Annotated in this window: 23 protein-coding genes; 9 read left to right on the top strand and 14 right to left on the bottom strand. The window is 38.4% G+C overall.

All coding sequences use genetic code 11. The features are described from left to right. Positions 1–4 precede the first annotated feature (4 nt). Positions 5–721, top strand: a complete 717-nt coding sequence (locus tag FERRO_RS02330; RefSeq protein ID WP_160318088.1) for a glycosyltransferase — start codon at positions 5–7, stop codon at positions 719–721. A gap of 136 nt (positions 722–857) precedes the next feature. Here FERRO_RS02330 and FERRO_RS02325 read toward each other — a convergent pair whose 3' ends face one another. Genes FERRO_RS02325 through def form a run of 10 tightly spaced genes read right to left on the bottom strand, consistent with a single transcriptional unit; the run spans position 858 to position 11016 of the window. Then, positions 858–2150 carry an O-antigen ligase family protein gene (locus FERRO_RS02325; RefSeq protein WP_082601151.1) on the bottom strand — a complete coding sequence of 431 codons (1293 nt, stop codon included), beginning with the start codon at positions 2148–2150 and terminating at the stop codon, positions 858–860. Continuing rightward, positions 2150–3082 (bottom strand): hypothetical protein, encoded by a 933-nt coding sequence (locus FERRO_RS02320; RefSeq protein ID WP_056929251.1) that lies wholly within the window; start codon positions 3080–3082, stop codon positions 2150–2152. The genes FERRO_RS02325 and FERRO_RS02320 overlap by 1 nt, the downstream gene beginning before the upstream one ends. Then, the gene (locus FERRO_RS02315; protein WP_152975684.1) at positions 3060–3776 is read right to left on the bottom strand and encodes a hypothetical protein; all 717 of its coding nucleotides are present in this window, start codon (positions 3774–3776) and stop codon (positions 3060–3062) included. The genes FERRO_RS02320 and FERRO_RS02315 overlap by 23 nt, the downstream gene beginning before the upstream one ends. Continuing rightward, entirely contained in the window at positions 3707–4360 is a 654-nt protein-coding gene (locus FERRO_RS02310; RefSeq protein WP_056929249.1) for a hypothetical protein, read from the bottom strand. The genes FERRO_RS02315 and FERRO_RS02310 overlap by 70 nt, the downstream gene beginning before the upstream one ends. Beyond that, positions 4357–5625 (bottom strand): sigma-54-dependent transcriptional regulator, encoded by a 1269-nt coding sequence (locus FERRO_RS10500; RefSeq protein WP_446718610.1) that lies wholly within the window; start codon positions 5623–5625, stop codon positions 4357–4359. The genes FERRO_RS02310 and FERRO_RS10500 overlap by 4 nt, the downstream gene beginning before the upstream one ends. Further along, the gene (locus FERRO_RS02300) at positions 5622–7784 is read right to left on the bottom strand and encodes an ATP-binding protein (protein ID WP_056929247.1); all 2163 of its coding nucleotides are present in this window, start codon (positions 7782–7784) and stop codon (positions 5622–5624) included. Before FERRO_RS02300 ends, FERRO_RS10500 begins: the two co-directional genes overlap by 4 nt. After that, entirely contained in the window at positions 7781–8335 is a 555-nt protein-coding gene (locus tag FERRO_RS02295; RefSeq protein ID WP_160318087.1) for a DUF4390 domain-containing protein, read from the bottom strand. The genes FERRO_RS02300 and FERRO_RS02295 overlap by 4 nt, the downstream gene beginning before the upstream one ends. Next, complete coding sequence (gene rsmB / locus FERRO_RS02290) at positions 8313–9584, bottom strand: 16S rRNA (cytosine(967)-C(5))-methyltransferase RsmB (protein WP_056929245.1); 1272 nt, start codon at positions 9582–9584, stop codon at positions 8313–8315. The genes FERRO_RS02295 and rsmB overlap by 23 nt, the downstream gene beginning before the upstream one ends. After that, positions 9584–10513, bottom strand: a complete 930-nt coding sequence (gene fmt / locus FERRO_RS02285) for a methionyl-tRNA formyltransferase (protein WP_056929244.1) — start codon at positions 10511–10513, stop codon at positions 9584–9586. Before fmt ends, rsmB begins: the two co-directional genes overlap by 1 nt. Further along, on the bottom strand, positions 10513–11016 hold the full coding sequence (gene def / locus FERRO_RS02280; protein WP_056929243.1) for a peptide deformylase: 504 nt from the start codon (positions 11014–11016) through the stop codon (positions 10513–10515). Before def ends, fmt begins: the two co-directional genes overlap by 1 nt. Positions 11017–11387: 371 nt before the next feature. Between def and FERRO_RS02275 the strand changes: the two genes are divergently transcribed. Together FERRO_RS02275 and topA are read left to right on the top strand one after the other, a co-directional pair. Further along, positions 11388–11840, top strand: a complete 453-nt coding sequence (locus tag FERRO_RS02275; RefSeq protein WP_056929242.1) for a DUF494 family protein — start codon at positions 11388–11390, stop codon at positions 11838–11840. Positions 11841–11857: 17 nt separating this feature from the next. After that, on the top strand, positions 11858–14449 hold the full coding sequence (gene topA / locus FERRO_RS02270; protein ID WP_056929241.1) for a type I DNA topoisomerase: 2592 nt from the start codon (positions 11858–11860) through the stop codon (positions 14447–14449). On the opposite strand, the gene FERRO_RS02265 is transcribed toward topA, so the two are convergent. From FERRO_RS02265 to dnaA, 4 genes are all read right to left on the bottom strand, one after another. Continuing rightward, positions 14435–15307 (bottom strand): glycosyltransferase family 2 protein, encoded by an 873-nt coding sequence (locus tag FERRO_RS02265; protein ID WP_204374720.1) that lies wholly within the window; start codon positions 15305–15307, stop codon positions 14435–14437. The genes topA and FERRO_RS02265 overlap by 15 nt on opposite strands. Beyond that, positions 15297–17696: a DNA topoisomerase (ATP-hydrolyzing) subunit B gene (gyrB, locus tag FERRO_RS02260; RefSeq protein WP_152975683.1), complete on the bottom strand. Its 2400-nt coding sequence runs from the start codon at positions 17694–17696 to the stop codon at positions 15297–15299. The genes FERRO_RS02265 and gyrB overlap by 11 nt, the downstream gene beginning before the upstream one ends. A gap of 56 nt (positions 17697–17752) precedes the next feature. After that, positions 17753–18865 carry a DNA polymerase III subunit beta gene (gene dnaN / locus FERRO_RS02255; RefSeq protein WP_056929239.1) on the bottom strand — a complete coding sequence of 371 codons (1113 nt, stop codon included), beginning with the start codon at positions 18863–18865 and terminating at the stop codon, positions 17753–17755. A gap of 212 nt (positions 18866–19077) precedes the next feature. Further along, on the bottom strand, positions 19078–20412 hold the full coding sequence (gene dnaA / locus FERRO_RS02250) for a chromosomal replication initiator protein DnaA (RefSeq protein WP_056929238.1): 1335 nt from the start codon (positions 20410–20412) through the stop codon (positions 19078–19080). 178 nt (positions 20413–20590) lie between these two features. Between dnaA and rpmH the strand changes: the two genes are divergently transcribed. From rpmH to mnmG, 6 genes are all read left to right on the top strand, one after another. Continuing rightward, positions 20591–20725: a 50S ribosomal protein L34 gene (rpmH, locus tag FERRO_RS02245; protein WP_056929237.1), complete on the top strand. Its 135-nt coding sequence runs from the start codon at positions 20591–20593 to the stop codon at positions 20723–20725. Positions 20726–20742: 17 nt separating this feature from the next. After that, positions 20743–21090: a ribonuclease P protein component gene (gene rnpA, locus FERRO_RS02240; protein WP_056929236.1), complete on the top strand. Its 348-nt coding sequence runs from the start codon at positions 20743–20745 to the stop codon at positions 21088–21090. Next, the gene (yidD, locus tag FERRO_RS09910; protein WP_082601150.1) at positions 21066–21275 is read left to right on the top strand and encodes a membrane protein insertion efficiency factor YidD; all 210 of its coding nucleotides are present in this window, start codon (positions 21066–21068) and stop codon (positions 21273–21275) included. The genes rnpA and yidD overlap by 25 nt, the downstream gene beginning before the upstream one ends. A gap of 10 nt (positions 21276–21285) precedes the next feature. After that, positions 21286–22935: a membrane protein insertase YidC gene (gene yidC, locus FERRO_RS02235; RefSeq protein WP_056929235.1), complete on the top strand. Its 1650-nt coding sequence runs from the start codon at positions 21286–21288 to the stop codon at positions 22933–22935. Beyond that, a complete protein-coding gene (gene mnmE / locus FERRO_RS02230) occupies positions 22919–24247 on the top strand; it encodes a tRNA uridine-5-carboxymethylaminomethyl(34) synthesis GTPase MnmE (RefSeq protein WP_056929234.1) in 1329 nt (442 codons plus the stop codon). The genes yidC and mnmE overlap by 17 nt, the downstream gene beginning before the upstream one ends. Before the next feature lie 131 nt (positions 24248–24378). After that, complete coding sequence (gene mnmG, locus FERRO_RS02225) at positions 24379–26274, top strand: tRNA uridine-5-carboxymethylaminomethyl(34) synthesis enzyme MnmG (RefSeq protein ID WP_056929233.1); 1896 nt, start codon at positions 24379–24381, stop codon at positions 26272–26274. The last annotated feature ends 3 nt before the right edge of the window (positions 26275–26277 follow it).

Raw genomic sequence — 26277 nt, 5'->3', positions numbered from 1 at the left:
AAATTTGTTTAACCTTCCAATTAGTGTGATAAATCGAAACATATCCCTTGGACAAGCTAAAAATGTTGATGATTTAATACAAAGAGCTAATTCCCAATGGTTAATGATCATTCATGACGATGACTTACTTATCAGCAATTCATTAGAGAAATTCTTTTCCTATATAGATAAAGATAATGAAAATAATGTTTATTTTGGTATGCAAAAATTATTGGAAAAAAATAGACTTCATACTGATCATGAAGGAATTGATTTCAATAACAAGTTCCATAGAAATATAAACTTAAATAATTCTAGTTCATTTGACATTGTTTCAAATCAGTCTCTCCCTAGTAACGGTTTTATAATAAACACAAATAGAGCCAAGCAAATTGGGTATACATACCATATCGAATTTAATAATTATGGAATTATAAAGGATGCTTGTGATTATGCTTTTTCATGGAAATGTTTTAAAAATAATTTAAATTTTAAATTTTTACCTATTTTTACTACTATATATCGCATTACAGAAGGCAGTGTGTCAAATTCTAAGAATATAACAATACTTGAATCTGCATTAACAGAATTAGACGTGTTTTTAAATTTCGATTTAAATAATTTCCAAAAAAATGCTATACAAAAAAAGTTTAAGAAACGCTGTGTCAAATCTCTTAAGACCTGTGTTCGTACACAACAATGGAGTCTACTTAGTAAATTATTTCTTTTAACTTTTGATTAAACAATACTACTTCAAATACATTTAATGGGAGCCAGGGAAATAAAACGTTTATATGTACAACTGGAAGAGCTTTACCGGTTAAATAAGTTAAGATCCTAAGGGAAATCTAAATCTTTAATATAAGTATATAGTGTATTTAAATTTCTTTTTTATGAACAGATGCCAGTAAACATGCCATCATGAAACTATAAAACATTATCATGTATTTAAATAAAATAACCATATCTGACAAACCAGCGACTATTTGAGTTACTAGAAAAACAATCAATATTAATGAATTATTTTTAGTAACCTCATTAACGATTTGAGTTTTTAACACTTTTATTGCGTTAACTAATGGGAAAATAAAGTTTATCAAATAAATAATAGGACCAAAAACGCCATACCAAACAATTAACGTTAACAATTCGTTATGAAAATGCGCATAGTAAGTCATTAGTAACGTTTCCTTTGCAGAAAAGGACAATAACTCCGGTCTTAACAATAATCCCCCATATCCTTTTTGGCCCCAGCCGTACCAAGGCTCTTTAAGCATTAAATCCCAACCAATTCTGTAAAATGTAATTCTCTGTCCAACAGATGTGACTGGAGCCATACCTCCCGACCAAGGATAGTTTTTTATTTCAAGATAGGCTTGGCTTAAACGTAAAGAGACTGTTTGATTATATTTAATTAATAAAATTAATCCTGCCATGAATAATAGTAAAAATAAGAGTTGATATTCTGTTTTAAGATTTTTTCTTTTAAACAATATCAAAAGGATAGGAATAATTATTAAGTTTTCCCAACCAGTTCTACTACCTGTCTTTACAGATATATAAATTCCCATAAGAAAACCAATTACTTTTAAACAATTTATATATATATTTTTATTGTGCGATATAAAAAACGTCGCCAACAAAATCATACTCATTGATAGCGTAATTTCGCCATAATAAATCGGATTTAAGAAAAGGTCTGTGAAACGATCGCCATACTGTCGATCTAAAAAAAATAAATTTGTGCTTACATAAGAAAGTATTAATGCAATAGGCAAGGATTTTTCTAAAACCCCCATAAAATTAAATTTCTTTTCGGATAAATAGATAAAAATTGGTATTGCGAATAAAAATCGTAACTTATCTAAGTATTCATGAATGTGCCAATCCCATCTTAACAGTTGATTAATTAAAATTACTAACGGATAAATAACAAATATCATTAACGAGAGATTGTTATTTCTCCAATTAAAATTAATTATATCTTTCTGTATGATTAATGATGTAACGCATAAAATAGAGATTAGCTTATACCATTCACCAAATGCCCTTTCATATGTAAAAAAAACAATTGGTGAGAGAGTTATGAGAATATAAATTAATGAGGATAGCCTATCTTGATTAAAGGTTTCTGGAATAAATTTTTGTGTCGGTAGTCTAATGATTTTCATTAAATAGATTTAAGTTCCATTGTCGACAAATCAGAAAATATATCTGAAATAGATAATTTGATTAAATAAGCGGCTTGATCTGATAAACCATAAGACATAAAAATATTGTCATGCTTAATCGCGATACCTGCACAAAACTCTATTCCTTTTTTTTCGAAGTTGAACTTTTTACTCGTACGAAGTTTTCTCAAGGACTCATCTAGTAAGTGAAATTGATGGTAAAAGTAAATTTTTTCTTTTTTATATCTTTCCTTATTCGTTAATTTTAAAAAAAGCTTTTTTATTATATTCATTTTTTCTCTATGGTGCGAGACAAAAACATAATTATTATTAAATTGTATCGCCGTAGAAGAGCCTGAAACAAAGAAACGTTGATATTTTTTTTTACTTTTGTAAAACAAACTTAAAGTACCATTTTTATATAAGTAAATTTCTAATGGATCAATATTATAAATAATGTATAACTCGTTATCTTTTACGAGGGGGACCCAGTTTTTCTCTCTTTCTTTGTTTTGTGGTGAGGGAATAAGAGTAAACTCTTTCAGTTTGTTTCCAACCAACTTCGCAATACACATTGTATTAATAAATTTTTTATTTTCTATATTTAAACCTGAGAATATTACCCAGTTTTCATTATTCCATTTAAAAAGTCTACCGTCCTCTAATCCGTAACTACACTCCCTGTATTGATTAATGATTCCCTCATCGTCAATAATAGAATAGTTTTTAAAATTGAATTGATCATCATAGTTGACTATCCAATTTTCTGAATAAAAAAACCCCTTTCTATTTTTCTTATTTTTGTCCTCTTCTATTACTCTTAACATTACTTTCAATTCATCATTTTCAGAAATCAATGATGGATTAAATAATGTCATATCTGTTGCAATATCAATTTTTTTTATTTGTTTAGTTAGATCTGTGAATTTCATAATTTACATAATTAATTATTGAATTGGTTGCGTCAACTGTCCCTATTGGAGTTAGTTGAATTTTTTTATTTAACCCTTTTTTCCATATTAAATATATTTTATTCAACGCTTGAACGATAGAATCTAATTCATTCGAGTTTGCTATGAAACTATTATATTTATTTAATAATGTATTAAATTGCTTGTTGTTGTGTGTGATTGCTATGATCGGTCTTCGTGCCCACAGGTAATCATAAAATTTAGATGGAATATATTCTGCACAATCTGCAGTATGACCATGAATTATTAACAAATAGTCCATCTGCTGCATTTTTATTTGTATTTGCTCTCTACCTGATATTTTCTTTTTATGATCATATTCAAGACGACCAACTTCTATGAACTGGTCATTTAATTTATTTTCATTTATGAATAGCTTTGCATGACTATCAATACTTCCCCCATAGCATTCGATTTTAAATACTTTAGCACTGTCTGGACTGTCTTGTTTAAACTTTAAAAAAGCTTCTGCAAAACCTTTTATTGTTCTCACATTAGATAAAGAACCAAAGTGTCCAATATGGATACAGTTTGGATCTCTAACATATTCCGCCGATACTATAGGCGGTTCTGCACCGGGTAGAATTACTTTACCTTTGTCTCCCAGCTCCGGGTGTCTTTTTTTGCACTGAGCATAGCCTGCTCTGTAAACCACCAAACAAGATCCGCCTCACGGCAAATCATTCCCTCTAGTTTCGCCCAAAACTTTAAGTTTCTAGTCTTAGGGAGGGTTCCCGGAAAAACCATGGGATCATGGATTTCTGCAATCCATGGTTTTTTAGTCATTCGCTTTAACCAATAGCCTGCCCAGTGTGCTGAATAGGCACCTCCAGTAGAATAAATTAACTCCGGATTAAATCGTTTAATACAGATATAACCCCAAAATATCGCAGCAGGGGTCCATGACCACTGACTTTGTAGACCACAGATTAAACGCTCTAGTAAAATAAAAGGGGATAAAAGCAGTGAAGCAAATCCAGTACTGATTCGATAAAACAGTCCACGACCGTATTGTTGTGCAATTAAATGCCGTAAATCAAAACGTAAGCCCGCAGGTCCCCACGGCAAAAGTTGATGATGATAAAACCTAGTATCTTTTTTTCCGGTCACTGCACTGAGTACAATTGGCTCAATCTCTGCATTAATTAAATGTGGGATTTTATCGGTGATAGTGAGACTTGCCGCCCTGCCATCCATATTAAATCCATGAGAGAGAATTAACCACTTTCTCTCGCTCATTCCTCACCTCGTTGAGAAGCGAGCTTTACGCCTAACTGTTTTAGTTTTCGATACAGATGAGTTCGCTCTAATCCCACTTTTTCCGCCACCCGTGACATATTGCCTGACTCATTTTGGATATGATACTCAAAATAGGCCTTTTCAAATAAATCCCGTGCGTCTCTCAAGGGCATATCAAAACCAATCATATTAAAATGATTTTTTTGTTGCTGATCAAAATCTGAGGAGATTTTCAGGACATCTTCAGCAACGACCTCCGTATTAGTAGTTGTCAGAGCGAGGGTGCGAATAGCGTTAGTGAGTGCAGGTAAATTACCCGGCCATTGTAATTGTCTTAAACTATTCAAGGCTGATGAGGTAAAGACCTTATTTGGAATTTCACCTACCTCTATCAATCTGCCCAATATTGCGGTTGCGATCTCCGGAATATCTTCCGCATGGTCGCGCAAAGGAGGAATAGAGAGAGTTAACTGAGATATACGGGTGATCAGCTCAGCTTCGATGATGTTTTCACTAATGAGCGCTCCCACGGCCATACTTGACGCGCAAATTAACCGCACATGATGCTTTTCTAATTTTCCTAGTAACTGAGACAAACCACGCTGCTCTGGTTTGCTAAGCGTTTTAATCTCTTGAATAAAGATAATCCCGCCCTGACATTCACTTAAAGGCTCAAAGGGATTATCTGCTAACCACTCGTTAGTCTCCGGGGCATACCAGGGCGTATTAGGTTGATGAAGATAGCGAGCTGCAAGCTCAGTTCCGCAGCCCACTTCACCCACCAGCAATAGAGGAGCTAAGCGATTAGAAACCTGATCCAAGCGTCTTTTTAACTCACTAACTACTGTGCCTTTGCCTAATTGTAGAATAGACAAATCGGGACGATATTGTGTCTCCCCTTTACGTAATGCTTTTTCAACGGTAGCCAGTAACTTTGGCAGAGTAATGGGTTTTTCTAAAAAATCTACGGCACCAATCCGTGTGGCTTCCACTGCGGTATCGACGGTTGCATGACCGGACATCATAACTACTGGCATGTTTAATTGACCCAAACTGACCCACTCACGAAGGAGAGTAATTCCGTCCATTTCAGGCATCCATATATCAAGCAAGACCAAATCTGGACGTATATTCTGTCGAATTTGTCGTGCTTCCCAAGCATTTGCAGCCAAGGTGATTTCATAACCCTCATCGGATAAAATTTCAGATAATAACTCTCGGATACCTATTTCATCGTCAACAACCAATATATGATTCGCCATCACACTTTCTCCGCCATAGGGAAACTGATATTGACCACAGCTCCTCCACTATCTAAATTTCCAGCCTCTATACTACCTTGGTGCTCTTCTATTATTTTCTTAACAATAGCCAAACCAAGACCCGTTCCTTTGACTTTAGTTGTGACATATGGCTCGAATATCCTAGTTAAAAATTCTTCGGAAAAACCAGGGCCATTGTCACTAACACACAGGACTACTTTGTTTTCGTGTAAATTTGTCATGATTGTTACTTTCGCCTGATGATGGTCTTGTAGTGCATCTAACGCATTTTGTAATAGATTATGAATCACCTGTCTTAAGCGCTGGGGATCACCTTTGATTAAGGGTAAATGATGAGTTAAGTTCAATGTAATTTGTTCTCCGTTTGATTCATATAACCCCATAATCTCTAGAATAAGATCGTTGATATTGACCAAACTAATTTTAGTGGCTGAGGATCTTGCGTATTCACTAAAATCATTCACCATATTTTTCAAAGCATCTACTTGGTTAACAATGGTAGTAATACTCTTATTTAATAGCTCTTGTTCTGTAGGCGGAAGCTTTTCTGATAACTTTAACCTTAATCGTTCTGCGGACAATTGAATCGGTGTTAGCGGGTTTTTGATTTCATGGGCTAACCGTCTTGCTACCTCAGCCCATGCCGCATCACGCTGAGCTTGAACCATTTTTGTAATATCATCAAAGACTAAAACATAATCACTATTGTTGCCACCTGGTAAGCGCGATCCTCTAAAGTGAATTTTTTTCATCCCACCTTTGGTTTTAACATCAATGTCTCCATCCCATGTAAAATCCATGGCCTCTGCAAAGCGCTGTTCGATATACTGACTCAAATCCGTTAGCTCTGAAATAAAGTGACCCCATTCTTGAAGAGCGACATGACGAACTCTAATTAGACGTATCCCAAGGATCTCATTTGCGCTAACGTTAGCGCTCTTTAGCACTAAACGTTCATCGAGAACAATGACTCCCGTAGATAAATTAGAAAGAATATTTTCCTGATACTGTTTGGCTTCTGTTAATTTCTCTTGGGCTCGTTCTCTGGCCTCAGAGGTATCCTTTAACTTCTCTGTCATAGTGTTAAAAGATTGGCTAAGCATACCCAGCTCGTCATTACTAATAACGGGAATTTTTCTACTATAATCCCCTAGACCAATGACTTTTGTGATTTCTGCAAGGAGCCCTAAGGGTGCACTGATTTTTTCTGAAATAATAAATGCTGAAATAATGGCACTCAACATACTCAATAACAATACTAAAGACAAATTTAAAGCATAGATTCTCTTTAATCCAGCCCTTGCTAACAGTAACTCCTGGTAACCGCGATAAGCAGCTTCCACACTGTCGGCTTCCTGCGCCAACTCCTTTGAAATAGGTTGAATTACTTGTAAGGCCTTTAAGTTCTCTTCAAAGGAGAGGGTATTCACAGGAACCACCACCCTCAGAAACTGACCCTTTCCAGGACGGCTTTCTACCATTTTATAAGGTCGTTGAGTTCTTATTTGATGCATCATATTACTGCTTGTGGGTAATGCTTCTGGGACCAAGGTGTCACTTTGTGCGCTAGCAAAGGACAAGACCGCTCCTGTTTTTGAAAATAAAGTAGCTTCTTGGACCCCTGATTGCTCACGCAGATGATAGAGCATTGTTCCTTCATCGATAATCGATGCTTCAGATAACTGCTGCGCCATAGTTTCTGCTTTTTGAGTTAAATCATTCAGAAGAGTGTCATAAGTGGTTCTCCCTAAATCTAACCCAGCGGTCAGAGCTTTATCTACATTGACATCAAACCATGATTCGATACTATTAGATAAAAACTTAACAGATACCCCATAAACCAAGGTCCCTGGAATAATTGCCATTAATATAAATATCATTAATAGCTTTAAAGTTAACTTTGATCCAAATACTTTTGCTTTAATTTTTTTATAAAACAGCAATAACTGGACGAGGATTAAAAAAACCAGTATCAGTGCAACACCAGCACCGATTGCTAACAATCGGGGATAATTTTGTGCAAAAAGGGAAGTGTTTCCTGTGGCCTCAGACAATAAATAAAGCAGGAGGACGCCAAACACCGCAGAAACTAATACAAACCATTTTAACCAAGAAAAACCGGTTAATTTTTCTGTTTTCACGGTTTAATTATCCATTGGTAAGGGGTTGAGGATAAGGTCCAATCAGTATTGGCTATAGCATCTATTTGAAAGGGTTTGGGGAGTTGAGAGACATCTAATTTCAACTGGAGTGTTGCTTGATAAGCTTCGCCTTTTTTTAGTAAATTGCCTTCACCCAATACCCAGTTACTAACCTGACCCACTGCCAGTAAAGCCTCTGACAAGGAGTTGTATGTTACATATACAGAACCTAGATAAAAACGATAAGAACGTGTTAATGGATTAAAAGTTAATTTTCTTTCTTGTTCTGAGGAATAAATTTTTTTGTTAAACCAATACCACCTGGTTTGAATAATGCCACAACTTAAATTGAAGAATAGTGGAATACCTCGGTTTAAGGCTTGCTCTAAAGTAGGATTGAGCTGCACACTATACCGAGCGTTAATTAACCCCTTTTGATAGTCTATTGAAACCGTTGAAGAATCAATATTAATGCCCTCAGAGAGAGTATTTAAAGAAATACAACTTAATAGCAAGACAATAAAAAACTTAATTTTTTTGACATACCGCATAGTAAAATCCGTCATGACGACTATCTGGTGTTATAAAACCATCCTCTGGATCAGTACCATTTAACATGGTTGCATCGGCGTGTTGATCCAGAAAAGCTTGTATTTGTTCACTAGTTTCCTCTTTAAAGATTGAACAGGTTACATAAACCAGTTTTCCTTTTGATTTTAACAAAGGCCACAAACTTGTTAGTAAAACTTTTTGCTCAGTCACTAACTGCTTAATGTCGCTCTCACGTCTTAACCATTTAATATCAGGGTGACGCCTTACCACCCCGGAACCCGTACAGGGAACATCCAACAAAATACGATCAAAAAGTATACCATCCCACCAATTTGTTACATTTTGTGCATCTTCTGCCTTAATACCAAGACTGGGTGTTGGTAAATCAAGTCTCTTTATATTGTCTTTTACACGCTGTAATCGCTCTGGAGATTTGTCTAGTACTAATAAATCAATATGTGGATTATTTTCCAACAAATGGCAGGTTTTACCTCCTGGTGCAGCACAAGCATCCAGTACACGAGCGTGCCGAAATAAATCCATATACGAAGCTGCATATTGTGCCGACAAGTCTTGCACTGACACCGCTCCCTGATTAAAGTCCGGTAATTGGTCAACGGGGCAAGGAGTACTTAAAATCACCGCCTGCTGTCCATGCCATGTTACGTCTAAATTTTTGTCTGCGAGTTTGTTTAAATATTCCTCTGTGACCATGTATTGTTGATTGACCCGAAGAGTGAAGGGAGCTCTTTTTTGCGCTTGCTCTAGAATATTTATCCAGTTTAATGGGTATTGTTGTTTTATTTTATTTATCCACCATTGGGGATGATTAAAAACTGCCTCTTCATTGTGCATTACCTGGCTCATTAATTTTTCTTTTTCTCGCAAAAATGTTCTTAATACTCCGTTAACAAAGGGTTTTAAAGCATGGCTCTCTAGTTTCATCGCGGCATTAACCGCCTGAGAAACCACAGTAAACGCTTCGTCATGGGTATATATCAATTGATAAAAAGCAATTAATAAAAGGTTTTCGATAGGGGGAGGAGGGGCTTTTTTACATAATCGCCTAAGGATAAATGTTAATTGCCAACCAAAGCGCAGTACTCCATATATATAACTTTTTACAGCACCAATACTAACTTGATCGCTCTTAATTTGTTTTAATACTATAGACAGGGATTGCTCTACGTTTTTACCTTGAAATACGTAGAGTAATATCAAGGAAGCCAGACGTTGATTTTCTTCCATTACTGCCCTAACCGCTCACCCAAAGTAAGCGAGTAGCCGCGCAAAAACTCACTGGACGAAATGGGTTTCCCTCCGGGTTTTTGTAAAGTTTTAATGGATACACTGCCAATACCACATTGAATTTCTATCTCTTTATCTAAATTAATAATAGTACCGGGAAGTTGCCTGCTCTGTGTATTTTTCACTTCGGCTTGGTATATTTTTAATACTTCCTTGTGGTGGAGTGTTTTAGCTACATAATGGGGTTGCCAAGCTCTAATCTGTCTTTCTATTTGTGTTGCAGAGAACTCCCAATTAATAAATGTCTCTTTTTTACTTATTTTCTGAGCGTAAGTCACACCCAAAACGGGTTGTTTGTGCCGAACTAAGGCGTTTTGCTCTACTAGAGCTAATACATCACCCAGCCCATTGATACCAAGAGCTATTAATTTATCAGCTAAAGTCTTGGCGGTATCTTGTGCACTAATCGAACAAGTATAGGTTTGTAACATGTCCCCCGTATCTAACCCCTCATCCATTTGCATAATAGTAACTCCCGTTTCATCATCACCGGCCTCAATAGCCCTTTGTATAGGGGCCGCTCCTCGCCAACGAGGTAAAAGGGAAGCATGGACATTAATACAGCCATACGGAGGTATCTTTAATATACTTGCTGGAATAATCAGCCCATAGGCCACTACGATAACAATATCCGCCTTGAGTGTCTGAAACAGTATTTCAGTTGCGTCATCTTTTAATGTTGCAGGCTGATAAACTGGAATGGCCAGGTCAAGGGCCACTTGCTTTGTGGGGCAAAAGGAAAGCTTTTGGCCACGACCTGACTCACGATCAGGTTGCGTAAAAACGGCCACTGGGTAATGACCTTGTTTTACTATTCCCTGTAGGTGTTGAGCCGCAAAATCTGGCGTACCGCAAAATATAATTCTCATTACAGCGTTTCTCTAATTCTTTTTTTAAGTTTCGTTTTAATACGATTTTGTTTTAATAAAGATAAGTATTCCACGAATACTTTACCTTCTAGATGGTCCATTTCGTGCTGTATACAAACCGCCAACAAGCCCTCGGCTTCTAATTCAAAACTCTCACCCATCTCATTGAGAGCCTGGATCTTTATTTTTCTTGCCCGAGTTACCTTGTCATAAATTCCAGGAACCGATAGACAACCCTCTTCATTAATAGCTTCTCCTTCTTTTTGAATAATGACAGGATTTATAAAAACCTGTAACTGATTTTGCTCAGGGGATAAATCCAAAACTATGACCCTCTCATGGACGTTCACTTGAGTTGCAGCGAGGCCAATACCAGGAGCCGCTCTCATGGTTTCAGCCATATCTTGAACTAATGTCTTAATCCGTTGATCTACCTTAGAGACAACTTTAGCAATAGTATGGAGTCTTTCGTCTGGATAATGAAGTATTTGTAATAAAGCCATATATATAAGTAGGTAAAGTGTATTTGTTTAATATTGAAATTATATCCGTAGCGATAATATTTAGAGCATGTTTATAGCTCTTTAAAGAGAGTTAAAATCATATCAACCTGCGTATTAAAGAAGTCATTTCTATTTTATTTTTTAATAAAACACCTGCTATTTGTAACGTTATGATTTAAAACAATTATTTTTTATATTTTCATTTTTTTACGATTATTTGTTTGTTTTTTAAGGCATAAAGTGAAATGATCATGATAGGATTAAATATGTTCATGATTCAAAAAATCAATTAACTTTTTACTTTATTTAATTAAATCAGTTGGTTGCGTTTACCGCTTCATTTTAAATTTGACTAATAGGGCGGTTATGACATGGTTGATATATTGATTTTTGTATATGAGAATTTTTTTGACAGTGGTATTTATCCTAGTAATAGTACCTTACAAACACGACTATTTGCTGCAGGGTTTAATGAAAAGGAAGTTAATTTAACTCTAGACTGGTTTGATCATCTGGATAAGCTATCTGTGGCAGCAGAGACAAATCAAGAACTTAACACAACAATTCGCTGTTTACATGCGCAAGAACAAGAAAAAATCTCTGCATCCATTTGGGGGTTTTTATTGTTTTTAGAACAAAATAATATTATTTCGCCTTCTCAACGAGAGTGGGTATTAAGTAGTATCATGTCGCTAGATATAAATGAAATTGATCTTGAACGCGTTAAATTAATTACATTAATGATTTTATGGCGCCAAGGTCAGTCCTCTGAAACTCTTTTATTAGAAGAGCTTCTACACGAAAATGAGTTTTTACTCCACTAAACAAAAAACATTTATCCGTGAGTACACAACTACTAATTGTCGAGTCACCCTCGAAAGCAAAAACTTTAAAAAAGTATCTTGGTCCAGATTTTGAGATTCTGGCCTCCTATGGTCACGTACGTGATTTGGTACCAAAAACCGGAGCAGTGGATACCGAGCAAGGTTTTGCCATGAAGTACCAGTTAATTGAACGTAACGAAAAGCATCTCGAACAGATCCTAAAAGCCGTAAAGAATGTTGATACCGTCTTATTAGCTACTGACCCAGACCGTGAAGGGGAAGCTATTGCCTGGCATCTTGCAGAGATTATTCATGGTAAAAAAGGATTAGAAAAAAAGCCTCTAAAACGAGTGGTCTTCTACGAAATCACACAAAACGCTGTAAAACAAGCGGTTGCCAACCCGCGAGAAATTTCCGAAGCCCTTGTTAACGCACAACAGGCGAGGCGAGCGCTCGATTACTTGGTGGGTTTTAATCTCTCTCCTTTACTATGGAAAAAAATTCGCCGTGGATTGTCCGCAGGTCGAGTACAAAGCCCGGCCTTGCGTTTGATTGTTGAGCGTGAAATTGAAATTCGTGCCTTTTCTAGTAAAGAGTATTGGAGTATTCACTTAGATAGCCATCAAGAAAAACAAAGCTTTAGTGCTAAGCTCATTCAGTTTGCTAATAAAAAAATTAATAATCTTGATATTGACTCAGAAGCTAAACACTTAGAAATTGTTAGTCAATTAACCAGCAAAACCGGACGAGTCACTCGGGTTGAGAAAAAAAGAAAACAACGACATCCAGCTCCTCCTTTTACCACCTCAACGCTGCAACAAGAGGCCGTTAGAAAACTAGGCTTTACTACTGATCGCACCATGAAAGTCGCGCAACAACTCTATGAAGGGGTTGATATTGGTGGGGGAGCAGTGGGATTGATTTCCTACATGAGAACTGACTCTGTGAATCTGTCGCAAGAAGCCCTAAGAGATATTAGAGGACATATCACGGACCAGTTTAATCAAGAATATCTTCCTGAAAAACCTAACTTTTATGCTAATAAAACTAAAAATGCTCAAGAAGCTCATGAGGCGATTAGACCTACCTCTATTGCCCGTACACCCGCCAACGTTAAAGAACACTTAAGTACTGATCAATTTAGACTCTATGAAATGATTTGGAAACGTACTGTCGCAAGCCAAATGACTCAAGCTCAGTTTGATACGGTGAGCGTTGATATCGCTGTGAATGATGGAAAAGCACTTTTCAGAGCTAGCGGTCAAACCTTGGTATTTCCGGGTTTTATTGCAGTATATCGTGAAGACCTGGATGAAGAGTCACTCAACAATGACGATGATGAAGCCCGTTTACCAGTGCTATCTGAGGGAGACATCTTAGATATTGATCGAATTTGGGGTGAGCAGCATTTCACTCAACCCCCACCCCGCTACACGGAGGCGAGTTTAGTAAAAGCGCTAGAAGAATTTGGTATTGGTAGACCTTCTACCTATGCCAGCATTATCAGTACGTTAATTAATCGTGATTATGTGTTACTGGATAAAAAACGCTTCACTCCAACTGATGTGGGTGAAGTGGTTAATAAATTTTTAACAGAGCACTTTACACGCTATGTGGATTACGATTTCACTGCCAAACTTGAAGACCAACTGGATTTGATTTCAGAGGGAAAACTAGAATGGGTTCCTGTAATGGAAGAGTTTTGGCGTGATTTTTCAAAACAGATTGAAGACAAAAGTCAGGTTTCTCGAGCTGAAGTGACTCAAGAAGCTTTAAACGAAGCATGCCCGCAATGTGGCGAACCGTTAATGGTACGTTTGGGTAAACGCGGTAAATTCGTGGGCTGCAGTGCTTATCCCGAGTGTAACTACACACGTAATGTTGATAATGGAGCAACTCTTGCAGAACCTGTTCTGTTAGGTGAACACCCTACTAAACAGCTAGCAATTTATTTGATGAACGGACCCTACGGACCTTATGTTCAGTTGGGAGAGGTTTCGGAAGATAACAAAAAACCCAAACGTGTTTCTATCCCTAAACCCGCTTCTCTGGAAAACTTTTCTATTGACCAAGGTATACAACTCATTGATTTACCTCGTGAATTAGGCTCTCATCCTGAGTCGAATAAAAAAGTAACTGTTAATATTGGCCGCTTTGGTCCTTATATTCAACATGATGGTGGCTTTCGTTCAATCCCAAAAACCGATGATATTTTTAGTATTACGCTTGAACGAGCACTAGAGATTTTAGCGCAACCCAAATCTCAGGGACGCGGTGCTATCAAAAGCCTTGGTAATCATCCACAGGATAATCAAGCCATTGGGGTATACAGTGGCCGTTACGGTCCCTATGTTAAACATGGAAAAACAAATGCCACGCTACCCTCAGGCACTGATCCTGAAAATATTACCCTTGAAGAAGCGCTTGCGCTATTAGCTGAAAAAGCTGGTAAACCAGCCAGCAAGAAGAAAATCAGTACCAAGACTATTAAAAAGGTCACCAAAGGTGCTACCAAAAAAAGTGCTAGCAAAAAAAGTACTACAAAAAAAACCGGTAACAAACCCACCACCGCCAAGAAGTCTAAAGCCACTTCTTCAGATAAAGAATAACTTAACTTTACTTCTCAAATAATCAAAGAAATATAATAAATTCTTTTGTGGCTCAGGGAGTTGCCATAGGCCACTTATTTGGCCTCTTCTGAGGTAGTGGCGATCAAAGGTAGTTTGTGTAATTCCCCATTTCTTTAAAAATTGTTGGCGGCCATTATTTTTCTCAATTTTTCCTGTGGATTTTGACATAAAGTGATAAACCCTACTTGCACCTACTCCAAGAAAAATACGGCAGCCTGCTTGCCACATTTTCATTGAAAAATCGTTGTCACTACTCATGCCAGGAGAAAACTCCTCACTATAGCCCCCCACCTTATCCCACCATTGTCGATGCACAACGCACGGCGGCCAAGTGGCGCCATACCAGTTGGTTTTATCTTTTTGTAAGTATTCAGAAAGAAGTTGAGTTTTATTAAGTGTTTCAGGAGAAGCACCATAATCACTAACAATGACACATTTATTTCCCGTTTCTCTAGGTTCAATCATGGTACCAGAGAGCATAAAAGAATTAGTATTTAACTGTTGTATCACGTCGAGTAGTGCACTATCCCATTGTGGACAGACCACCATATCATCGTTTAAATAAACAATATATGGCGCTATAGATTTTTTTACCGCTAGATTTAAAGCACGACAGATACCAATATTTTTCTCAGAGTGGGTATATTTATACTGTTGCGATAGTAACCAATCAAGCGTCCCATCGATACCCTCGTTAATATGGATAATAACCTCATGTGGGACAACTGTGTTTTGTTGTATTGACTCTAAACAGGTTTGTAAAAGAGTTAAACTGTTCCAAGTAGGGATAACTATAGAAAAAATAGCCTCCCCATGGGTGTTTAAATTAGATGTCAAGGTTAGTGACGCCAAGTGCGTTAGATTCGATGAATTGACGGCGAGGCTCCACTTCGTCACCCATTAAAGTTGTAAAGACTTCATCAGCCTTAATCGCATCTTCAATTTGTACTCTAAACAGTCGTCTAACCTTTGGATCCATGGTGGTTTCCCACAATTGCTCCGGATTCATTTCACCCAAACCTTTATAGCGCTGTATTGATAAATTTCGTCTTACATCAGAGAGTAACCATTCAAGGGCTTCCTTGAAAGAATATACTTGCGCTGATTTTTCCCCACGCATCACTTTTGACTCTAAGTTATTCATAGTAACAAGTAAATTACCCGCTTTTCTTAGCTGAATATAATCACCACTGTTTAGGAAGTCTTGCTCCAAATAACTGATATGATAATTTCCATGGGACAAACGAGTTAACATCAAACGCCATTTGTTATGTCTATCATCAAAATTGGCCATGACTTCGATTCCCTTAGAAGGGAGAGCCTTTGATAAAAGTTGAGCCGCTTCCTGCGTGGCTTCTTCAGTCGTGAAGTCAATCATGGGGTGTACCATCAAGCTCTCCAATACCTCTGTGTCAATCACCCTTGCTAATCGTGTGATAATAGCCTGAGCTAATAAATACTCTTTTGCTACGGCCTCCAGTGTTGACCCCGATAAGGTCCCTTGCGGATGCTCAATCGCTGCGGAATCTAATGCTTGAACTAATAAATATTGGTTTAGTTCTAGGTCATCTTTTAAATATTGTTCTGATTTACCATGTTTTACTTTGTATAAGGGTGGCTGAGCTATATAAATATGTCCACGCTCAACAAGCTCTGGCATTTGACGATAAAAAAAAGTCAATAAAAGAGTTCGGATATGGGAGCCGTCAACATCGGCATCAGTCATGATGATAATTCTGTGATAACGTAATTTTTCAGGAGTGTACTCATCCTTTCCAATACCTGTACCAAGAGCGGTAATTAAGGTGACAATTTCTTGTGATGATATAAGTTTATCGAATCGAGCTCTCTCAACATTTAAGATTTTCCCCTTAAGCGGTAAAATAGCTTGAAACTTTCTATCACGTCCTTGTTTTGCAGAGCCTCCTGCTGAGTCTCCCTCAACCAGGTACAGCTCACACATAGCAGGATCTTTTTCTTGGCAATCTGCTAATTTCCCGGGTAACCCCAAACCATCCAACGCCCCTTTACGCCTTGTCATTTCTCGGGCTTTTCTAGCAGCTTCCCTCGCTCTTGCTGCATCAATAATTTTATTCACTATTATTTTTGCTTCAACAGGGTTTTCAAGCAAGAATTCTGATAGTTTTTGACCAATGACTTCCTCTACAACAGGACGCACCTCAGAGGAAACTAACTTTTCTTTTGTTTGTGAAGAGAATTTAGGATCAGGAACCTTTACAGAGAGCACGCACATTAAACCTTCACGCATATCATCGCCAGTAGTTTCTATTTTGGCTTTTTTGGCAAGTTCATTGTCTTCAATATACTGATTTAAGGTACGTGTCATTGCCGCTCTTAAGGCCGTTAAATGGGTACCCCCATCCCGTTGTGGAATATTATTTGTAAAACATAGCACCGACTCTTGATAAGAATCGTTCCATTGCATTGCAACGTCCACACTTATCCCTTCTCTTTCCCCCTCAGCCTGGAATACCGATGGATGTAAAACTGTTTTGTTTCTATTTAAATAATCCACAAAACCTTTTACCCCACCTGAAAAGGAAAAGTTTTCAACTGTCGCGGTTCTATGGTCAGTTAAAACAATTTTTACGCCATTATTGAGGAAGGATAACTCTCTTAGTCGTTTTGCCAGAATGTCATAATGAAACTCAATAAGACCAAAGGTCTCTACATTAGGCATGAAATGTACTTCTGTACCTTTATCTGTGGTATCACCCACGACAACCAACGGAGCCACTGCGTCTCCGTCCTTAAACTTCATTTGATGGATTTTCCCATCTCGTCTAATGGTAAGCTTTAACCAAGACGATAATGCGTTCACAACCGATACACCAACACCATGTAAGCCACCAGAAATTTTATAGCTATTCCCGTCAAACTTACCCCCCGCATGCAACACCGTCATAATTACTTCAGCTGCAGATCGTCCCTCTTCAGGATGGATGTCTGTTGGAATACCACGACCATTATCAGTGACGCTAATTGAGTTATCTAAATGTATGGCAACATTAATTTCGTTACAATGCCCTGCTAAGGCCTCATCAATAGCGTTATCAACCACCTCAAAAACCATATGATGCAACCCTGTGCCATCATGGGTATCACCGATATACATACCCGGTCTTTTTCGAACAGCTTCTAGTCCTCTTAATACCTTAATATTTTCTGAAGTGTATGTTTCTACTACTGCTTTATTATCTTCCACTATGATTAACCTTAAATTTTTACATGATGTTTTCTTAAATTTTCAATCTTGACTATTTAGATTCTCATGGGCATCACTACATACTTAAATTGTTCGCCCTGGTGGGGATCGGTGATTAACATACTGCTATTGGCATCACCAAAAGAGCAAGTCACACTCTCGTGTGTTAAGTGATTAAGAACATCAAGTAAATAAGAAATATTAAAGCCGATATCTAAAGCTTCCTGTTGATAATCAATATCAATTTCTTCTTGTGCTTCTTCTTGTTCATTATTGCTGCAAACTATAGCTAAACAATTTTTTGATAGCAATAGCCTGACTCCACGAATTTTCTCGTTAGAGAGTATGGAAGCTCTTTGTAATGCTTGCAATAAACCTTGTCTATTAAGTGCAATATGTTTTGCATAATTCACAGGAATGACGCGGGTATAATCGGGAAATTTGCCATCAATGACTTTTGAGACGAGCTCAATATCTGAAAATTCAAAAACCACTTGATTTTCTCTTAGGGTCATCTTCACCAAATCATCTGTTGATGACAATAATTTAATTAATTCTGAAACGGTTTTTCTGGGCAGAATAAGTTCAATCTTTTCATGATGTTCAGAAATCTTTTCTGTGGCATAGCTTAATCGATGTCCGTCAGTCGCCACTACTGTTAAATTGTTTTGATCAACTGAAATCAATGTGCCATTTAAGTAATAACGTACGTCCTGTAAAGCCATAGCAAATTGTACTTTCTCTAACAAACTCTTTAATACTTTTTGCGATAGTGTAATAACTTTACCCGTTTCTTTACTAACACTCACTTGGGGGAAATCATTTCCTGGTAAGGTTTGTAAGCTAAAACGTCCCTTGCCGGAACGAACAGCTAAGCGATTATCTTTTGACTCAATGGTCACCACAGAGTCCACCGGAAAGCTTTTTAAAATATCAAATAGTTTCCTGGCTGAGAGGGTCAATGAAGATTGTTCAGTCGCCTGTTCCGTAAGAAGGGATTTGGTTTTTACTTGCACCTCGAGGTCGGTGGCCGTCATGTACAAATTGGTCCCAGAGGTTTCAATCAGTACATTGGATAAAATGGGCAGTGTATGCCTTCTTTCAACAATGCCAATTACGGCTTGCAAAGGTTCTAATATTCTGTCACGTTGACTTCTAATTATAATCATTAATATACCTTAATTAGTAATTAATAGGAGTTTCAATATTCAGTGGATAACTTCTAAAAACACTGTTAAAACATTATTTTACGTTATTTAAATTATTTGGGATAACTTAATTATTTCATGATGATATTTTGTGGATAAGTTTTAAAAAAACAAAAAACGTTGTTTTATACACAATCTATTCACTTCTTATACATTACTTATCCTCTATTTTATTAACTGCTTAAAATTTGTTGTAATGCTTGGTAATCACGCAAAATGGTTTGGTCACTGATACATAATTCTTGCATTTTACGGCAAGCATGCAAAACTGTAGTGTGATCTCTTCCACCAAAGGCATCACCGATATCAGGCAAACTTAATGATGTGATATCTTTTGCAAGTGCCATAGCCATTTGTCTTGGTCTTGCTAAGGAACGAGTCCTTTTCTTTGAAAACATATCAGCCACTTTGATTTTATAGTAGTCCGCCACGGTTTTTTGGATGTTTTCCACTGATATCTGTCTATGCTTTAGAGCAAGTAGATCTTTTAATGACTCTTTAGCTGAAAGCAAAGTTATAGGTTCATTTTTAAAACCTGAGTAAGCCTGTACACGTTTTAAAGCTCCTTCTAACTCTCTGACATGAGAGCGTATATGTTTAGCAATAAAAAATGCCACATCCTCATTTAAATCAATATGTTGTTGCTTAGCCTTATTAATCAAAATAGCAACACGCATTTCCAACTCAGGGGCTTCTACAGCTACTGTTAAACCCCAACCAAAGCGCGATATTAAGCGCTCTTCCATACCCATAATTTCCCTTGGGAAACTGTCGCAAGCAATAATTACCTGTTTGTGTGATTCAACCAAGGCATTAAATGCAAAAAAGAATTCTTCTTGCGTTCTGGTTTTGCCACCAAAAAACTGAATATCATCCACCATGAGCACATCCAAGGAGTGATATTCTTTTTTGAATGAATCAAAAGATTTATGTTGATAGGTTCGTACTACATCTGAGACATATTTTTCTGCGTGAACGTACTTTACCCGTGCTTTGGGATTACGACGCACCACTTCGTTCCCAATTGCTTGAATTAAGTGGGTTTTACCTAACCCTACACCACCATAAATAAACAAAGGGTTATAGGCTTGCCCTGGGTTTTCTGCCACCTGAATTGCTGCTGCACGGGCTAACTGGTTTGCTTTACCTGCAATAAAGTTGTCTAAGGTAAATTGTGGGTTTAATTTACTAGGGTAAGGTGTTTGTTGAGGCTCCGTTAAGGGAATATTTTGGTTATGAGTAACGCTGTTAATAGTGGGTTTAGCATTTATGCGTTGAGTAACGAGAATAACCTCAGTAAACCCTTCTTTTTTTGCTAATTCTTCGATTTTTACAAAAAAACGATCTTTAATCCATTGTAAAACAAAGCGATTATTGGCGATAATAGTGAGTTGACCATTATCTTCATTAACCAATAGTGGTTCTATCCAAGTAGCAAATTGCTGCTCCGGGATTTCCTGACGAAACTGATTTTTTATGTGATTCCAGAATGACATTATCTTATTGATTATATTAGTTATTATTTATTATTTATTGATAAAACAATAAATAGTAATTTCTTATTTTACATGGCTTAAAAAAAGTTATCCACTGATATATTTTTAACTTGTGGATACATTTATCTTGACTTAGGTCTAAATTTACGGTTAAATTGCGGGTTCACTAATTAGTTTTGTGAGTCTTGTCATGAAGCGTACTTACCAACCATCAGTTACCAAACGTAAACGCACACACGGATTTCGTGTTCGCATGAAAACAAAGGGTGGCCGTGCAGTGATTAATGCACGTCGCTCACGTGGACGTGCACGTTTAGCTGTTTAAGGATTGTATTAAATATCATGGCCAACGAAATACTCTTCGTAGGCTGTGATTTTAATACTGTTTTAACACGCCGATGTGGAAAAAAAACCAAGCTTTTTAAACTGTTTGCCCACCCAAACGGGCTTGATCATGCTCGTTTTGGTCAAACGGTGGCTAAAAAGATTTGTCCTAAAGCGGTATCTAGGAACTATATGAAGCGTGTTATTCGCCATCTATTTAGACAGCATGCAACAGAGTTAAAAGGGTTAGATGTGGTGTTAATGCATCAAACTCCTTTTAATACTAATAACTACAAAGATGTAGTTTCAGAATTTGAATACTTAATACAAGCTATTCAATCATGTCGCGATTTTTCCAAATTCTAATACGTCTTTACCAATGGGGCTTAAGTCCTTTATTGGGAAGATCTTGTCGCTTTGAGCCCAGTTGCTCTCATTTTACCTATGAGGCTCTCGGTCGTCATGGTATGATCAAAGGCGGTTTTTTATCAATTAAACGTATTTGCAAGTGTCACCCGTGGCATAGAGGCGGATACGACCCTGTTCCTTGAGAGACGATCCATGCCAATGCAACGAATGATTCCATTATTAATTTTTATTTTTTCAAGTTTTATGTTGTGGAACGCTTGGCAGCAAGAGCATTCACCTAAATCCTCTGTCATTGCGTCACAATCTAAAACCTTAGCTAATAATCAAGTACCATCTGTGATGAGCTCGGAGCACACGGGTAAGTCTAAGGCTGAAAGCTTAATTAATGGTACCGCTGCTGATATCTCTAAGCAAGGCGACCGTGTTAGAGTGGTTACTGATTTATTTCAAGCAGAGTTTGATACTTTAGGCGGAGATTTGAAACGCTTAAAATTATTAAAGCAACTGACCACTGGAGAGGATGCCGGCAAGCCTTTAGAGCTGTTTAATGACGTTGGTAATATTCCCTATGTGGTCCAAACGGGGTTAATTGGCAAGGATATGCCAAATCACACAACACTATATGTGCCCAGTGTGATGAGCGCTTCGCTGATGCCTAATCAAAACACTGTTACCGTATCTTTTACAGCTACCGTTCCTAATCAGGTAGAACTCATTAAAACCTATACTTTTACGCGCGGCTCATACTTAATTACCTTAAACACAACGGTACATAATTTAGAAAAACAACCTATTAAAGTAGATAGTTACTTTCAGTTCTTAAGGGGATCTAAAGCTCCACCTGGAGACCCTAGGTTTGTAAGCACTTACACTGGACCAGCCTTCTATACTGACGCAACAAAGTTTGAAAAAATAAGCTTTAAGGATATTGATAAAGGAGCTCACGATTTACCTGGGCAAGCCAATAACGGTTGGGTCGCGATGGTCCAGCATTACTTTGTTTCTGCGTGGTTACCGGCACCGGGAACACAACGAGAATTTTATGCCAGAAAAGTAGGTGATGATTTATACACTGCTGGTTTGATTATTCCAGTGAAAGATGTTTCACCCGGGGGGTCTTCCTCTGTGGAGGTACCGCTTTATGCGGGCCCACAGGAGGGAGAAAAGTTAAAAGCTTTAGCGCCAGGATTGCAGTTAACCATTGACTTTGGGCGTTTGACTATTATCGCTACTCCAATATTTTATGTACTTAATCTAATTCATTCTTGGGTTAATAATTGGGGCGTCGCAATTATTCTGCTGACTGTGTTAATTAAGCTGATATTTTTCCCTCTTTCGGCGGCAAGTTATAAGTCCATGGCCAAAATGAGAACCTTACAACCAAAAATGACTCGCTTAAAAGAACAATTTGGGGAAGATAAGGCGCGCTTAAACCAAGCCATGATGGAATTATACCGAACAGAGAAGATTAACCCTTTAGGGGGGTGCTTGCCTATGGTGGTACAAATCCCAGTATTTATTTCTCTTTATTGGGTATTATTAGAAACTGCGGAATTACGTAACGCCCCTTTTATAGGCTGGATACATGACTTATCTGCTAAGGACCCTTTTTATATTCTGCCTTTGATTATGACGGCTTCTATGTTTATTCAGCAGCGCATGAGCCCAAAACCGCCGGATCCTGTTCAGGCTAAGGTAATGATGTTTATGCCGTTAATGTTTAGTTTTATGTTTTTCTTCTTTCCCGCAGGGCTTGTTTTGTATTGGGTTGTCAATAATATTTTATCTATTGCACAACAATGGCAGATTACAAAAATGATGGGAGATGGCAATAAAAAATGATGTTATTGTTGCTATAGCCACCGCTCCAGGTCCTTCAGGCGTTGGGGTGGTGCGTCTCTCTGGCTTTGATTTAACACCATTTGTAAGTGGCATTTTAAAAAAAAACGTGCTCACCCCTAGATTCGCTGAGCTCAGTTGGTTTCATGACACAACGGGGGACATCATTGATCAAGGCTTGGCTTTGTGGTTTCCTGCTCCCTATTCTTATACCGGGGAGGATGTGTTAGAGCTACAAGGCCACGGTAGCATGATGGTATTGTCCTCGTTAATAAGCGCTTGCCAAAGCTTTGGAGCCCGTCTTGCAATGCCGGGGGAGTTTACCCAAAGAGCTTTTTTTAACGGTAAGCTAGATTTAACCCAAGCTGAGGCAGTCATCGATTTAATTCATGCCGATAGCCAGGCCTGTGCTAAGGGAGCCCTGCGATCCTTAAGTGGAGTTTTTTCAAAAAAGGTGAGTGTTCTTCGTGAGTCACTTATTGAGTTAAGAATGTTTATTGAGGGGAGCATTGATTTTTCAGAGGAAGGTTACGATTTTCTCGCGACGATTCCCCCCCATTTATCTCCTCAGTGTATCGAAGAACAACTTTTTAGTTTATTAAAGGACGCCTCAGATTCTTTGGTATTTAATCAAGGACGTCAAGTAGTATTGATAGGCGCACCCAACGCAGGTAAATCCAGTATTTTGAACGCCTTAAGTCAAGATGACTTAGCTATTGTAACGGAGATTCCGGGCACCACGAGAGATGCAATTAAGCATCAAATTGTGGTTCAGGGAATACCTTTTCATATTATTGATACCGCTGGTTTAAGAGAAACCACCGATAGAATTGAGCTAGTTGGTATTGAGAAAACGTGGCAAGCTATTGATAAAGCAGATATGGTATTACTGGTGATTGATGTTGAGAAGGGAATTACCTTAACAGATCAGCAGTTAATAGATCGATTAAGCGCCTCTCTGCCGATTATAAAAGTAGCGAATAAAATTGATTTACTGGCTGATGCCGGGTTAAGTGATCAGTGGATCAAGGTTTCTGCTAAAACCATGTTTGGTTTAGATGAGCTAAAAAATAAACTCATTGAAGTGAGCGGTGTTAAGGTTAGTACGGCCCCCCCTTTTCTTGCGCGGGAAAGACATGTGGCCGAATTAAAAACATGTTTACATCATTTGCGCCTCTCACAACAGGTAAGCGAAATCGAATTCGTGGCGGAAGAACTCCGTTTGACGCAGCAAGCCTTAAATTCTGTAACGGGTGAGTTTACGGCGGATGATTTGCTGGGTGAGGTTTTTTCTAAATTTTGTATTGGTAAATAATGTTTCACGTGAAACATTTTACGGGTGACTGGATACTGGCCCATAATGTTCCACGTGAAACATAACTATATTTTTCCTTCTCGTTGCAGTATGATAACTCTCCCTCAATAAGCCTTGTTTTGCCATTAAATATGAATTACCCGGACCGTTTTGATGTGATTGTTATAGGTGGTGGCCACGCAGGAACGGAGGCCGCTCTCGCTGCGGCTCGTTCTGGCTCTAAGACTCTCCTATTGACCCATAACTTGGATACTTTAGGCCAAATGTCTTGTAACCCTTCCATTGGTGGTATAGGTAAAGGCCATTTGGTGAAGGAAATCGATGCTTTGGGTGGGGCTATGGCCTTAGCGGCCGATCAGGCGGGTATTCATTTTAGGATTTTAAATGCGCGTAAAGGTCCGGCAGTTCAAGCGACACGTGCCCAGGCGGATCGTGTGCTATACAGAAAAGCTATACGCTTCCGTTTAGAAAACCAAAAAAATCTTTTACTGTTTCAGCAAGGAGTAGATGATATTTTGGTTGAAGGGGGTCGTGTGTCGGGGGTGGTAACGCAAATAGGTATTCGTTTTTATGCGGAATCAGTGGTCTTGACAGCAGGAACCTTTTTGGCTGGTTTAATGCATGTGGGCTTACAGCAAAACCAAGGGGGGCGAGCGGGTGATCCTCCGGCGGTAAGTTTGGCCCATCGTTTGCGTGAGTTGGGGTTGCCAGTGGGTCGGTTGAAAACAGGAACTCCTCCGCGTATTGATGGAAAAACTGTTGATTACGAGAAATTGATCTCTCAGCGGGGTGATGATCCGGTTCCGGTATTCTCTTTTATGGGGAAAGCCAGCGATCACCCCCAGCAGATTCCTTGTTGGATTACGCATACTACTGAAAAGACCCATGAGATTATTCGTTCAGGTCTTGACCGTTCCCCGTTGTTTACGGGGGTAATTGAGGGGGTAGGCCCGCGCTATTGTCCTTCTATAGAGGATAAGATCCATCGTTTCTCTGATAAAAATCAACATCAAATTTTTCTTGAGCCTGAGGGGTTAAGTACTCACGAAATATATCCCAATGGTATTTCAACGAGTTTACCCTTTGATATTCAATGGCAATTGGTCCGTTCTATACCGGGTCTTGAACATGCGCACTTATTACGACCCGGTTACGCTATTGAATATGATTACTACGATCCAAGGGCTCTTAAACACAGTCTTGAATCTAAACATATTCAGGGGTTGTTTTTTGCTGGGCAAATAAATGGAACCACGGGTTATGAGGAAGCTGCGGCTCAAGGATTGCTTGCAGGAATTAACGCGGCACGCCATAGTCGCTCTTTGCCCGCCTGGGTGCCAGGACGTGAAGAGGCTTATTTGGGGGTGATGGTGGATGACTTGGTCACCCAGGGGGTGACTGAGCCGTATCGCATGTTTACAAGTCGTGCAGAGTATCGTCTCCAATTAAGGGAGGATAATGCTGATTTGCGTTTGACAGAAACCGGGTATGCCTTAGGTTTGATCGATGACCAAAGATGGTCCTCTTATAATGCCAAGAAAGAAGCTGTTTTAAAAGAAACGGAACGCTTGGAGTCTACTTGGGTGCATGTCAAAAATGTTGATAAGGATCTTTCCTTAAGTTTGTTTGGTCAGCCGCTAGAGCGCGACTATAGCGCTGTTGATCTTCTTAAAAGACCCGGTGTGACTTATCAGGATCTACAGCAGCTGGAGGAGGTTAAGGGAGAGGTGGAGTTGTCCCCAGAAATTACAAGGCAAGTGGAAATAGGGGTTAAGTATCAAGGATATATAGCTCGGCAACTCAATGAAGTGGACAGGTTAAAACAGTTTGAGGGCGTAAAGATCCCAGAACAATTTGACTATAAAATTATAAAAGGTTTATCGCGAGAGGTGGAGCAGAAGTTGATTTTACACCGGCCTGAAACCGTGGGTCAGGCAAGTCGCATAAGTGGTGTGACTCCAGCCGCTATTACCTTACTGATGGTGTACTTAAAACAGTATCAACTTACAAGCCAAGTAATAGGGTAAAGC

This window comes from Ferrovum sp. JA12, from assembly GCF_001431705.1.
Classification (GTDB): Bacteria; Pseudomonadota; Gammaproteobacteria; order Burkholderiales; family Ferrovaceae; genus PN-J185.
Note: the sequence above shows the minus strand (reverse complement) of the source record. Positions and strands in the feature narration are given on the sequence as shown.

What these genes read in the sequence shown, in the direction of transcription:
- FERRO_RS02275 (WP_056929242.1), top strand. Translation starts at nt 11,388, where the DNA reads ATGGTTGATATATTGATTTTTGTATATGAGAATTTTTTTGACAGTGGT.
- rnpA (WP_056929236.1), top strand. Translation starts at nt 20,743, where the DNA reads ATGGCCAACGAAATACTCTTCGTAGGCTGTGATTTTAATACTGTTTTA.
- FERRO_RS02325 (WP_082601151.1), bottom strand. Translation starts at nt 2,150, where the DNA reads ATGAAAATCATTAGACTACCGACACAAAAATTTATTCCAGAAACCTTT.
- mnmG (WP_056929233.1), top strand. Translation starts at nt 24,379, where the DNA reads ATGAATTACCCGGACCGTTTTGATGTGATTGTTATAGGTGGTGGCCAC.
- def (WP_056929243.1), bottom strand. Translation starts at nt 11,016, where the DNA reads ATGGCTTTATTACAAATACTTCATTATCCAGACGAAAGACTCCATACT.
- FERRO_RS02295 (WP_160318087.1), bottom strand. Translation starts at nt 8,335, where the DNA reads ATGCGGTATGTCAAAAAAATTAAGTTTTTTATTGTCTTGCTATTAAGT.
- mnmE (WP_056929234.1), top strand. Translation starts at nt 22,919, where the DNA reads ATGGCAATAAAAAATGATGTTATTGTTGCTATAGCCACCGCTCCAGGT.
- dnaN (WP_056929239.1), bottom strand. Translation starts at nt 18,865, where the DNA reads ATGATTATAATTAGAAGTCAACGTGACAGAATATTAGAACCTTTGCAA.
- fmt (WP_056929244.1), bottom strand. Translation starts at nt 10,513, where the DNA reads ATGAGAATTATATTTTGCGGTACGCCAGATTTTGCGGCTCAACACCTA.
- rsmB (WP_056929245.1), bottom strand. Translation starts at nt 9,584, where the DNA reads ATGGAAGAAAATCAACGTCTGGCTTCCTTGATATTACTCTACGTATTT.
- FERRO_RS02320 (WP_056929251.1), bottom strand. Translation starts at nt 3,082, where the DNA reads ATGAAATTCACAGATCTAACTAAACAAATAAAAAAAATTGATATTGCA.
- rpmH (WP_056929237.1), top strand. Translation starts at nt 20,591, where the DNA reads ATGAAGCGTACTTACCAACCATCAGTTACCAAACGTAAACGCACACAC.
- yidD (WP_082601150.1), top strand. Translation starts at nt 21,066, where the DNA reads ATGTCGCGATTTTTCCAAATTCTAATACGTCTTTACCAATGGGGCTTA.
- yidC (WP_056929235.1), top strand. Translation starts at nt 21,286, where the DNA reads ATGCCAATGCAACGAATGATTCCATTATTAATTTTTATTTTTTCAAGT.
- FERRO_RS02310 (WP_056929249.1), bottom strand. Translation starts at nt 4,360, where the DNA reads ATGAGCGAGAGAAAGTGGTTAATTCTCTCTCATGGATTTAATATGGAT.